Source organism: Actinoplanes sp. NPDC026619 (assembly GCF_040638295.1).
Lineage (GTDB): Bacteria > Actinomycetota > Actinomycetes > Mycobacteriales > Micromonosporaceae > Actinoplanes.
Window position 1 is genome coordinate 173,380 of record NZ_JBEZYA010000006.1, and the last position, 12,244, is coordinate 185,623.

The 12,244-nt window shown below is 69.3% G+C and carries 8 protein-coding genes; 6 read left to right on the plus strand and 2 right to left on the minus strand.

Features of this window, described 5'->3' with window-relative positions:
• Window positions 1–39: 39 nt before the first annotated feature.
• The 6 genes from AB0E90_RS15780 to AB0E90_RS15805 all read left to right on the plus strand — a co-directional run bounded on the left by AB0E90_RS15780 (window position 40) and on the right by AB0E90_RS15805 (window position 10,845).
• Window positions 40–3,330, plus strand: a complete 3,291-nt coding sequence (locus tag AB0E90_RS15780; protein WP_360404883.1) for a BTAD domain-containing putative transcriptional regulator — start codon at window positions 40–42, stop codon at window positions 3,328–3,330.
• Window positions 3,331–3,445: 115 nt separating this feature from the next.
• Window positions 3,446–4,522, plus strand: coding sequence for an ABC transporter substrate-binding protein (locus AB0E90_RS15785; protein ID WP_360404886.1), 1,077 nt, complete (start codon window positions 3,446–3,448; stop codon window positions 4,520–4,522).
• Between the two features lie 101 nt (window positions 4,523–4,623).
• Window positions 4,624–7,353, plus strand: coding sequence for an AbfB domain-containing protein (locus AB0E90_RS15790; protein ID WP_360404889.1), 2,730 nt, complete (start codon window positions 4,624–4,626; stop codon window positions 7,351–7,353).
• 2 nt (window positions 7,354–7,355) lie between these two features.
• Window positions 7,356–8,867, plus strand: a complete 1,512-nt coding sequence (locus tag AB0E90_RS15795) for a sugar ABC transporter ATP-binding protein (RefSeq protein ID WP_360404892.1) — start codon at window positions 7,356–7,358, stop codon at window positions 8,865–8,867.
• Complete coding sequence (locus tag AB0E90_RS15800; protein WP_360404895.1) at window positions 8,864–9,829, plus strand: ABC transporter permease; 966 nt, start codon at window positions 8,864–8,866, stop codon at window positions 9,827–9,829. Before AB0E90_RS15795 ends, AB0E90_RS15800 begins: the two co-directional genes overlap by 4 nt.
• Before the next feature lie 2 nt (window positions 9,830–9,831).
• Complete coding sequence (locus AB0E90_RS15805) at window positions 9,832–10,845, plus strand: ABC transporter permease (protein ID WP_360405451.1); 1,014 nt, start codon at window positions 9,832–9,834, stop codon at window positions 10,843–10,845.
• Here AB0E90_RS15805 and AB0E90_RS15810 read toward each other — a convergent pair.
• Together AB0E90_RS15810 and AB0E90_RS15815 are read right to left on the minus strand one after the other, a co-directional pair.
• Window positions 10,842–11,552 carry a zf-HC2 domain-containing protein gene (locus AB0E90_RS15810; protein WP_360404898.1) on the minus strand — a complete coding sequence of 237 codons (711 nt, stop codon included), beginning with the start codon at window positions 11,550–11,552 and terminating at the stop codon, window positions 10,842–10,844. The genes AB0E90_RS15805 and AB0E90_RS15810 overlap by 4 nt on opposite strands.
• Window positions 11,553–11,604: 52 nt before the next feature.
• Window positions 11,605–12,126: a sigma-70 family RNA polymerase sigma factor gene (locus AB0E90_RS15815; protein WP_360404901.1), complete on the minus strand. Its 522-nt coding sequence runs from the start codon at window positions 12,124–12,126 to the stop codon at window positions 11,605–11,607.
• Window positions 12,127–12,244 lie beyond the last annotated feature (118 nt).

The window sequence follows — 12,244 nt, forward strand, 5'->3', positions numbered from 1 at the left end:
GTCTCCCTCGAAGTTGAGGACACCGACCCGGGAGGACACGTGCCGGAAATCTTGCGCGTCAACGTGCTGGGGCCGGTCCGCGCCTGGCTCGGCGAGCGGGAGATCGAGCTGGGCGCGGCCCGGCAGCGCGCGGTGTTCGCCGTGCTCGCCGCGCACGCCGGCCGGCTCGTCGGGCGGGACGAGCTGATCACCTCGATCTGGGGCGACTCGCCGCCGGCGACCGCGGCGGGCAGCGTCTACACGTACGTCTCCGGGTTGCGCCGCGCACTCCCGCCCGGGCTGCTGACCACGGCGTCGGGCGGCTACCTGCTCCGGGTCGAGCCCGCTGACCTGGACGCGTCCCGTTTCCAGCAACTGCGGTCGGCCGCAGCCGAGCTGCACGCGGTCGGCGACGACCGGGCCGCCGCCGACCGGCTCGACGAGGCCCTGGCCCTGTGGAAGGGCGACGCGTACGCGACGCTGGCCGGCCCGTTCCTGGAGCTGGACCGCCAGCGCCTGGCCGAGCTGCGGCTGACCACCGCCGAGCAGCGGGCCCGGATCCTGCTCGATCGCGGCGGCGACGACGACCTGATCGCCGAGCTGACCGGCCTGGTCAAGGACAACCCGTTGCACGAGCCGCTGCACGAGTTGCTGATGCGGGCGCTGCACCGGGCCGGCCGGCACGCCGAGGCCCTCGAGGTGTTCCGGGCGGCCCGCCGCACCCTGGTCGCCGATCTCGGCATCGAGCCCGGGCCCGCGCTGCAGGAGCTGCAGCGGCAGGTGCTGGCCGGGTCGGCCGAGCAACCGGCCGCGCTGCCGGTGCCCGAGCCGCTGCGCACGGTGGTGCCGACCGCGGTCGCGAAGGCGTTGCGGGACGGACTCAAGACCAGGGACTGGTTCGGGCGCGAGGCCGAAATCGATCATCTGCGCGGCATGGTGCGGCAGGTCGCGAACGGCACCGGCGGGTCGGTCTGGATCGAGGGCGAACCGGGCATCGGCAAGACCGAGCTGCTGACGCACGCGTTCGCCGACGCGGCCCGTTGCGGGTGCCGGGTCGCCTGGGCGGCGGCCGACCAGCTCGGGTCACGCGTACCCCTGCAGGTGTTGTCCCGGGCTCTGGGTCTGGAGTCCGCGTCGCGGCGGCCGCGCAGTCCGCTCGCCGAGCCGGACGTCGCCGAGGACCAGATCGTCGCCTCGGTCCGCGCCGCCTGCGCCGCCACGCCCCTGATCCTGATCGTCGACGACATGCAGTGGGCGGACAGCTCGACGGTGCGGGTGTGGGAGCGGCTGCAGAGCCTCGTCGGCCGGCTGCCGTTGCTGCTGGTCGCGGCCGCGCGCGCGACCGACCGGCCGCGGCATCCGACCGGCGTGCGACTCGGCCCGCTGCCCGCCACCGACCTCGACCGCCTGGTCGCCGCGCAGGTCGGCGCGCCGCCCGGGCCCAACCTGCGGGCGCTGGTGGCCCGCTCCGGCGGCAATCCGCTCTTTGCCCGGGAACTGGTCGGCGCCCTGCACCAGCGGGATGTCATCGAGGTCGCCGGCGGCCGCGCCGACATCGGCCCGGACGTGACCGTCGCCCCGCCCCGCACCCTGCTCGCCGCGGTGCACTCCACTCTGGACCTGCTCTCCGCGCAGACCCGCGAGGTGCTGCGGCTGGCCGCGCTGCTCGGCGCCGAGTTCTCGGTGAGCGAGGTGGTGGCGGTGACCGGCCGGTCGGCGCTCGACCTGGTCGGCGCGCTGGAGGAGGCACTGAAGGCGAACGTGCTGGTGGACAGCGGCACCGACCTGGCGTTCCGGCACGCCTACCTGCGCCAGGCGCTGGTCGAGAGCGTGCCGCAGGCGTTGCGGGCCGGCCTGCACCGGCACGCGGCCGAGGTGCTCGCGGCCGGCGGCAGCTCGGTCACCCGGGTCGCCGAGCAGCTCAACGCGGAGACCCCGGCGGTCGACACCTGGGTGCTCAATTGGCTGCTCGCGCACCACGCCGAGGTGATCCGGCGGACCCCGCAGATCGCCGCCGACCTGATCCGCCGGGCGCTACGCACCGACCTGCCGTCCGCCGCGCAGCGCGGGATGCTGCTGGTCGCCCTGGTGCGCCTCGAGTTCCGCCGCGAGCGTTTCCCGATGACCGAGGCCGAGGAGGCGATGAGTCTCGCCACCGATCCGGCCGACCGGGCCGAGATGCGCCAGTTGCTGGCCACCATGCGCTACCGCCGGGGCGAGCCGGCCGAGGCGGTGGCGATGCTGCGGGACGCGGTGGACGACCCGCGGGTGCCGACGATCTGGCAGGCCCGGCACCGGGTGCTGCTGGCCAACTTCCGCCGCGGCGACCTGGACGACCTCGACCAGGCGGAGCGGCGGGCCGAGGTGGTGCACGCCGAGGCGGTGCAGGCCGGCCAGCCGTACGAGACCGCGTTCGCGCTGCAGACAATCTGGCTGACCAGCTCGATCCGCCGCGACCACGAACGCGCCCTCGAACACGTCGACCGCGCCCTGTCCGCGGTGAAGGGCCGCGACGAACTGACCGGGACGTACTTCGACCTGCTTGACAATCGCCTGTTCTCGCTGCAGAACCTGGACCGCCTGGACGAGGCGCAGCGCACGCTGCGGACCGCGGCCGAGTTCGCGGCCGAGCACCGGCTGACGGCGAACATGCAGGTGGCAACGGCCGTGCAGGATTATTGGCTGGGCCGGTGGGACGAGGCGCTGGCCGAAGTGTCGGCGGTGACCGAGGACGGTCCCGGGATCATGTTCCACGGCCTGCGCGAGCCGGGCGCGGTGACGATGCTCCTGCACGGGGTGGCCGCGTTGATCGCGCTGCACCGTGACGCCCGCGATCTGGCCGCCGCCCACCTGGACGCGGCCGACGCCGTGCCGGCCAGCGAGGCCGAGCGGGAAAATTGCGACTTCCTGCTGGTGGCCCGCGCGCTCGCGGCCGAGCAGCAGGGCCGGCCGGCGCTCGACCTGCTCGCGCCGTTGCTCCAGCCGTCCTACGCGCCGATGATGCTGCGCCATCAGTGGCTGCCGGACGTGCTCCGGCTCGCCCTGCGCGAATCCAGAATGGACATTGCCGAACAGGCCGCCCGGATCTGCGCGACCGAGGCCGCCAAGGAGGTGCGGCCGGCCCGTGCGCACGCCGCCCATCTGCGCTGCGAGGCGCTGCGCACCGGCGACCCGGCGCCTGCCCGCGAGGCCGCCGAGCACTACCGCCGGGTCGGCCGCCGCTTCGAGCTGGCCGCAGCGCTCGAAGACGCGGCGGTGCTGGCCGGCGAGCGCCCGGACGAGGCATTGCGCCTTTACACCTCGATGTCGGCGCGCTGGGACATGGCGCGCACATCGAACGCTGTCGTTTAATTTTTCGAACGGGACGCGAACGCGTGCGTCCTTGACAGGAAAAGTTCGATAGTGCGTGAATGTGTTTCCAGGCGGTTACTCCCCGATGTCTCATCACCGCTAAGGAGCACAAATCATGGGCTTTTTGCGCCCAACGGCCGCTACCCTCGGTGCGGCCCTGCTTATTCTCAGTGCCGGAGCATGCGCGAAATCCGAGGACGACGGTTCCTCGACCGGCTCGGCCGCACCGGCCTCAGCCGGCGCGCAGGTCGTCGCCTCCGCCTCGACAGGTGCCGCCACCTGCACGATCGACCAGTACGGCGGGACCAAACTGGACCTCAAGACGGCCAAGGTCGGCTTCTCCCAGTCGGAGAAGGAGGCCAACCCGTTCCGGATCGCCGAGACCCAGTCCATCAAGGACGAAGCGAACAAGCTCGGCATCACCAATCTCACGGCAACGAACGCAAACTCCCAGTTCAACAAGCAGATCAGCGACGTCGAGCAGATGATCGACTCGGGCGTCCAGCTGCTGGTGATCGCGCCGCTCAACTCCGACGGCTGGGATTCGGTGTTCGCCAAGGCGTCGGCCAAGAAGATCCCGATCATCACGATCGACCGGAAGATCAACGCCACGCCCTGCAAGGACTACCTGACCTTCATCGGTTCGGACTTCGCTGAGCAGGGCAAACGCGCTGCCGACGAGATGGCCAAGGCGATGGGCAACAAGGGCAAGGTGGCCATCCTGCTCGGCGCGCCCGGCAACAACGTCACCACGCTGCGGACCAGCGGCTTCAAGGACGAGATCGCCAAGGTCGCGCCGGAGATCAAGATCGTCTTTGAACAGACGGGCAACTTCGCCCGTGAGGACGGGCAAAAAGTCACCGAGCAGCTGCTGCAGTCCAACCCGGACATCAATGGCATCTACGGCGAGAACGACGAGATGGCGCTCGGCGCGGTCACCGCGCTGAAGGGCGCCGGCAAGAAGGCCGGTGACGTCAAGGTGGTGTCGATCGACGGCACCAAGGGCGCTGTGCAGGCCATTGTGGACGGCTGGGCCTCGGCCGTCATCGAATCGAACCCGCGCTTCGGGCCACTCTCCTTCGCCACGGCGCAGAAGTTCTTCACCGGCGACCCGGTCGACGAGGACATCATCATCTCCGACCGGCAGTACGGCACGGACAACGCCAAGGCGGACCTCGCAAGCGCGTACTGAGATCGCGGCGGCGGTGCGCTGGTGCGCACCGCCGCCCGAAAATGTTCGTTCGCGTCACTCTGTGTTGCCCTCCCCCGGATCCATCCCCGAAGGAGCGGAACGTGACCGCACATCCCCGCCGGTTCCTCACTTTGATCATGGCGGCGACGGTGGCCGCGGCCGGCACTCTGGTCGCCACCACCACCCAGGCCGAGGCGTTCGCCCCCAAGACACCGCCGCTGACCACGCCCTGGACCAGCCAGGTCTCCACCAGCAACCCGCTCCCGGAATACCCGCGGCCGCAACTCACCCGCACCGACTGGCAGAGTCTCAACGGCACCTGGCAGTTCGCCGGCGCCACGAACATCAACACCCCGCCGACCGGGCAGACCCTCGGCGAGGAGATCCTCGTGCCGTACCCGATCGAGAGCGCGCTCTCCGGGATCATGCGGCGCCAGGACTACGCGTACTACCGCCGCACCTTCACCGTTCCGGCCGGCTGGACCGGCAAGAACGTGCAGCTCAACTTCGGCGCCGTGATGTGGCAGTCGAAGGTCTGGGTCAACGGCACCCTGCTCGGTACGCACGAGGGCGGCTACGACAAGTTCTCGTACGACATCACGAGTGCCCTCAAAACCGGCGCCAACGAGATCATCGTCGGGACGTGGAACCCGGTCGAAACGCAGGACATCCCCGTTGGCAAGCAGCGGATCAGTCGCGGCGGAATCTTCTACACGCCGTCGAGCGGCATCTGGCAGACCGTCTGGCTGGAGCCGACCAACGCGGCCCGCATCACTCGCCTCGACACCACACCCAATGTGGCAGCGGGCGGCCTCGACCTGATCGTGCAGGCGGCCAACGCGAGCGGCCAGTCGGTCACCGCCCAGGTCCTGAGCGGCGGCACGGTCGTGGGCACCGCGACCGGAACGGTTGGCACATCATTCCGGGTAAATATCCCGAATGCCCACCTGTGGTCGCCGGATGATCCGTTCCTCTACGACATCCGCACGACGCTGAGCAGCGGTGACACCGTCGGCGGCTACTTCGGCATGCGCTCGCTCGGCAAGGCGATGCTCGGCGGAGTGCTGCGGCCCACCCTGAACGGCAAGTTCGTCTACCAGCTCGGCACCCTCGACCAGGGCTACTGGCCGGACGGCATCTACACCGCGCCGACCGACACCGCCCTGCGCTTCGACCTCGAGCAGCAGAAGGCCATGGGCTTCAACATGGTCCGCAAGCACATCAAGGTGGAGAGCGACCGCTGGTTCTACTGGGCCGACAAGCTGGGCCTGATGGTCTGGCAGGACATGCCCGCCCTGGCCAGCGGCAAGGAACCCTCGACGGCCGGGCGCACCCGGTTCGAGAAGGAACTCAAGGAGATGGTCGACGAGCACAGGGGCATCACGTCGATCGTCCAGTGGGTGCCGTTCAACGAGGGCTGGGGCGAGTACGACGCCGGCCGGATCGCCGACCTGGTCAAGAGCTGGGACCCGATCCGGATGGTCAACCACGACTCCGGCTCCAACTGCTGCGACTCCGACCCCGACCCGGGCAACGGCGACGTGATCGACGACCACATGTACGTCGGTCCGGGCATCGGCCGCGCGCCGACCGCGACCCGGTTCGTCGTCAACGGCGAATACGGCGGCCTCGGCCTGCGGAGCAGCCACGAGTGGCCGACGGCCGGCAAGTTCGCCTACGAGTGGCTGCCCGACTCCAACGCGCTGACCAGCCGGTATGTGCAGATCACCGCTCGGCTGATCGATCTGATCAACGGCAACGGACTGTCCGGAAGCGTCTACACCGAGCCCACGGACGTCGAGGAAGAGCTCAACGGCTTCTTCACGTACGACCGGCAGGTCGCGAAGATGGACCTGGCCCGAGTGCGGGAGGTCAACCTCCGCGTGCTCGGCGCGGCGACCGGCGCCACCCTGTCCACCGGCAAGCTGGTCTCGCTGAGGGTGACCACGCCCGGCTACACCAACCGCTACCTGCGGCATTCCGGCGGCGCGGCTCGCACCGATGTGATCGGAACAGCACCGACCGAGCGCCAGGATGCGACGTTCTGGGTGCGGCCCGGCTTGGCCAACTCCAGCTGCTACTCGTTCGAATCCCGCAACGTCCCGGGCCAATACCTGCGCCACCGTGCCTACCGCGTCTACCGGGAGGCGAACGACGGCGGCACGACCTATAACGCCGACGCCACCTTCTGCGCCCGGCCCGGACTCTCCGGCGGCGGCACGTCGCTGGAAGCGTCCAACATGGCCGGTTACTACATGCGGCACCGCAGCGACGAGGTCTGGATGGACGCCAACACCGGCGGTTCCTTCACCGACGACGCGACCTGGCAGGTGGCCGCGCCGCTGTGGCGCAGCGGCGCCGACCTGACCGTCGGGGCGAACCGGTCATTCCGGGTCACCACCGCCGGTTACGACACCCGCTACCTGCGGCATCGCGACAGCCTGGCCCGCACCGACGTGATCACGACGAGCAGCGCGGTCACCGACCGGCAGGACGCCACCTTCACGGTTCGCGCCGGGCTGGCCGACAACAGTTGCTACACGTTCGAGTCGGTCAACTACCCCGGGCAATACCTGCGGCACGCCGCTTACCGGGTGCAGAAGGCGGCCAACGACGGAACGACGACGTTCCAACAGGACGCCACGTTCTGTGCGCAGCCCGGTCTGAGCGGCGCCAACCTTTCCCTCGAGTCCTACAACTACCCGGGTTACTACTGGCGGCACTACGCCGAAGCGGTCTATATCGCCACCAATGGCGGCGGCAACACCTGGGATGCGACCGGCGGTTACAACGCCGACGCGACCTGGAACAACGCGAATCCACTGGGGTAAAGATGCTGGAAGTCCTCGACGTCTCGAAGAGCTTTCCCGGCGTGCGCGCGCTCGACCACGTGTCGTTCACGCTCAACCAGGGGGAGGTGCACGCTCTCGTCGGCGAGAACGGCGCCGGTAAGTCCACTTTGATCAAGGTGCTTACCGGCGTCTATCAGCCGGACGACGGCGAACTCCGATATAACCAACAAAAGGCCCAATTTGGTACGCCGATGGACGCCCAGCACGCCGGAATCTCCACGATTTACCAGGAAGTCAACCTGGTCCCGCTGATGAGCGTGGCCCACAACCTGTTCCTCGGCCGCGAGCCGAGGAACAGGTTCGGCCTGCTCGACGAGGGCCGGATGCACCGGGAGGCCCGCGAGATCCTGGCCGGCTACGGCGTCACCGCCGACGTGCGGCGGCAACTCGGCACCCTCGCCCTCGGTGAGCAGCAGATGGTCGCCCTGGCCCGGGCCGTGATGATCGACGCCAAGGTCGTGATCATGGATGAGCCCACCTCGTCGCTCGAGCCGCGCGAGGTGGAGACCCTCTTCGGCGTCATCCGCGACCTGCACAGCCGGGGCATCGGCATCATCTACGTCAGCCACCGGCTCGACGAGCTCTACCAGATCTGCGACGCCGTCACGATTTTGCGCGACGGCAAGGTGGTGCACACCGGAAAGCTCGCCGACCTGGAAAGGATCAAGCTCGTCTCGCTGATGCTCGGCCGCGAGATGTCCGAAGTCCGGCGAGAAGGCGCCACCGCATTTTCCGGCGCGGCGACCGGCGACACCGGCGCTGCGCCCGTCCTCCGCGCGAGCGGCCTGACCAGCCGGCGAAAACTGCACGACATCAGCTTCGAGGTGCGGCCCGGCGAAGTGGTCGGGCTTGGTGGCCTGCTAGGCGCCGGCCGCAGCGAGACGATCAAGGCGATCGGCGGCGCCTATCCGCTGGACAGCGGCGACGTGTCGGTCAACGGCGTCGACCTCAAGAAACCCACGACGGTTCGGGCGGTCAAGGCCGGCATCGCGGTGCAACCGGAGGACCGCAAGGCCGAGGGCATCATTGCCGGGCTTTCGGTACGGGAGAACATCGCGCTCGCCGTACTCCCCCGCCTGTCCCGCCTCGGCCTGGTCTCGGACGCCAAGATCGACGCAATCGTCGAGAAGTACATGAGCCGGCTGCGGATCAAGGCATCCAGCCCCGACCAGCTCGTCGGCGACCTCTCCGGCGGCAACCAGCAGAAGGTGCTCCTGGCCCGGCTGCTCGCCACCGGGCCCAAGGTGCTGCTGCTCGACGAGCCGACCCGGGGCATCGACGTCGGCGCGAAGGCCGAGGTGCAGTCGCTGATCGACGAGCTCGCGGCCGAAGGACTCGGCGTCGTGCTGGTCTCCTCGGACGCCGAGGAGCTGATCGAGGGCGCCGACCGGGTGGTGGTGCTGCGCGACGGGGTCGTCGTCGGCACCCTGACCGGCGCCGAGGTGACCACGGAGGACCTGATGGCCACGATCGCCGCGGGAGGCGACCAGTGACAACCAACGTTGCCGCCCGGCCGGCGACCAATCTCGGCAATTGGCAGGCCTGGCTGCCGAAATACGGCGTCTACCTGGCCATCGTCCTGCTGGTTCTGTACAACATCTTCTTCACGCCGTACTTCCTGACCTGGAGCAACTTACGCATCCAGCTGATCCAGGTGGCGCCGATCGTGATCGTCGCGCTCGGCATGGCGCTGGTGATCGGCACCGAGGGCATCGACCTGTCGGTCGGCTCGGTGATGGCCCTGGCCGCGGCGCTCATCCCGCTCTATCTGGGGTACGGCGTGGCCGCCGCGATCATCGCGTCGGTGCTGGCCGGCGTGGCCGTCGGGTTCATCAACGGCGTACTCGTGGCAAGGGTTGGCCTGCAACCGATCGTCGCCACGCTCGCGTTGTTCGTCGGCGGCCGCGGGCTGGCCGTGGTGATCAGCCATGGTCAGCTCAAGGACATCCGCAATCCCGACTTCGTCAACCTCGGCTCGGGCGACCTGCTCGGCATCCCGGTGCTGGTCTGGATCGCCGCGGCGCTGGTGCTGGTGGTCGGGTTCCTGGTGCGGCGCACCGTGTTCGGCCGCCGGCTGCTCGCCATCGGCGGCAACCGCCCGGCCAGCGAACTCGCCGGCCTGCCGGTCAAGCGGGTGCTGATCACCGTGTACATCGTCTGCGCGGTGCTCGCCTCGATCGCCGGCCTGCTCAGCGTGGCCCGCATCCAGTCCAGCGACGCCTCCGCGGTCGGCCTGCTCATCGAGCTGTCCGCGATCACCGCGGTGGTCGTCGGCGGCACCCCGCTCACCGGTGGCCGGGTGCGCGTCCTCGGCACCGTGGCCGGCGCCCTACTCATGCAGCTGGTGATCGCCACCATGATCAAGCACAACCTGCAGCCGTCCACGACCGAGATGGTGCAGGCCGTCATCATCCTGATCGCGGTTTACGTGGCGCGAGAGAGGAAGACCCGGTGACCATGGGAACCGCCGAAAAGACGCCCGCCCCGGTGGCCGTGGCCGAGGATGTCCGCAAGGCCGAGCGCACCGACCGGATCGTCGCGACCGTGCAGCGCCAGGGCGCGCTCGCCGTCCTGGTCGTCGTGGTGCTCATCGCGCTCGCCGCCTTCCCGAACTTCCGCAGCTTCGACAACACCGCCACGATCCTGGTCGCGGCCACGCCGCCGATGCTGATCGCGCTCGGCATGACCTTCGTGATCCTGACCGGCGGCATCGACCTGTCGGTCGGGTCGCTCTACGTTCTCGGCGGCGTCCTCGCGGCCTGGGCCTCGCAGTGGGGTTTCGCCGCCGCGTTCGCTGCCCCGCTCGTCGTCTGTGGAGCGATCGGCCTGGCAAATGGGCTGCTCATCGCGTACACCCGGGTGGCGCCTTTTATTGTGACCTTGGCGGCGCTGCTCGGCGCCCGCGGCTTGATGCGGGCGATCAGCTCGGAGGGTTCCGAGACCTACCTGGTCAAGAGCGACCCCTTCCGCGACCTGGGCAACGGCTCGTTCCTGGGCATCGGCTACCAGGTCTGGCTGGTCGTCGTGCTGGTCGGGCTCGGCATGGTGCTGTTGGGCCGCACCCGATTCGGGCACGCGGTCTACGCGGTCGGCGGGAGCGAGGACGCGGCCGCGCTGATGGGCATCGCGGTACGCCGTACCAAAGTCTGGGTCTATGTGATGTCGGGGTTGCTGGCCGGTGTGGCCGGCGCGATCAACGCGGCCAAGCTCGGTTCCGGGGTGACCGTGCTCGGCACCGGCATGGAGCTGGACGCGATCGCCGCCGTGGTGATCGGCGGAACGCTGCTCACCGGCGGCGCCGGCACGATCGCCGGAACCATCGCGGGTGTGCTGCTGCTCGGCGTCATCCAGAACCTGATCAACCAGGTCGGCAACGTGAACAGCAACTGGCAGCAGGTGATCAGCGGAACGTTCCTGGCCCTGGTCGTGGTCGCCCAGACCTACCTGGTCAAGCTGCGCCGAGTCAGCTAATCGACGTTCGCGGTGCCGAGCACGTGGCCGTCGGTGTCAGCGACGCTCACCGAGCTGACGTTGTGCAGCTGGAACGAGCTGGCACCGATCACCTTCGCACTGCCGCTCGTCGTCGGCCCCCACACCGCGGCCTGCTCGACCTTGCCCTCAGCGTTGTGCACCTCGCAGAGGAACGGCCCCTCGCCGCGCAGCTTCGTCACGTCCAGCGACACCGACACGCCCCACATCTTCGGGGTCAGCACGGCCTGGCCGGACAGCCCGCTGCCCTCGGCCGCCTCGAACTGCGCGGTCACCAGACCCGCGCTGGGCAGCACCGTCGTCGGCCCGGTGGGCTGGTTGTTGCGGATCACCGAGGCGCCGACCACCACCGCGATCACCACCGCGGCCGCCGCGGCGAGCCAGCGCACCCGCGACGCCCGCTTCTCCCGGTTGCGTTCCGACCGCATCCGGCGCAGCAGGCCCTCAATGTTCGCCGGGGTCGGCCGGGCGGACAGGCTGATCGGTGGTTGCTCCACGACCCCGGCCGACCGCTGGGCGTCCGGCAGACGCTGCAGAAGCTCCGGTACGGGCGCCAGCCGGTCCAGTTCGTCGCGGCACTCGTCGCAATCCCGCAGGTGTGCGTCGAGCCGATCGGTGTCGTTGTCGTCCAGGCCGCCAAGAAGATAGCCACCGAGCAGTCGCCGCAGCTCATCGTGCTCCGCGCTCACAGCGCCGCCCTTCGTTCGCGACTGCGGGGCTCGCTTCGCTCACTCCTCGCGCTCACCGGAGCACCCCCATCTCCTCGAACGCCGTGCGTAACGCCCGAACTGCGTAGTACGCCCGGGATTTGACCGTGCCCTCCGGCACCGACAGTTGCCGCGCCGCCTCGGCCACGCTCTGTCCCTCGTAGTACATGGCTTTGACCACGGCCTGGTGATCGACCGACAGCCGCTCCAGCGCCTCGGCCACCAGCCAGCCCTCGACCATCTGGTCGACGTTGTCCTCGGTCGGCATCGAGTTGACCGCGGTCTCGTCGGCCACCAGATGCGGCCGGCGCTGCTCGGCCCGCCAGGCGTTGGTGACCACGTTGCGCGCGATGGTCAGCAGGTAGGAGCGGGTGCGGCCCTGGTCGGTGTCGAGATGGTCGATGTGTTTCCAGGCCCGGAGCAGGGTCTCCTGCACCATGTCCTCGGCGCGATGCCGGTCGCGCACATAACGCAGGACGAAGCTGAGCAGGACCGCGTAGTGCTCGGTGTAGAGCGCGGTCATCAGCTCCTCGTCGGGGCTCACCCGTCGCTTCATCCTCAGCCCTTCGCCGTCGCCAACAACTTGTACACCGAATAGCTGAAGGCGGTTCGAAGACTAAAGCCTCTGGGGCAGAAAAGGACGATGCCCGGTCCCCCTCGCCGGGACCGGGCAT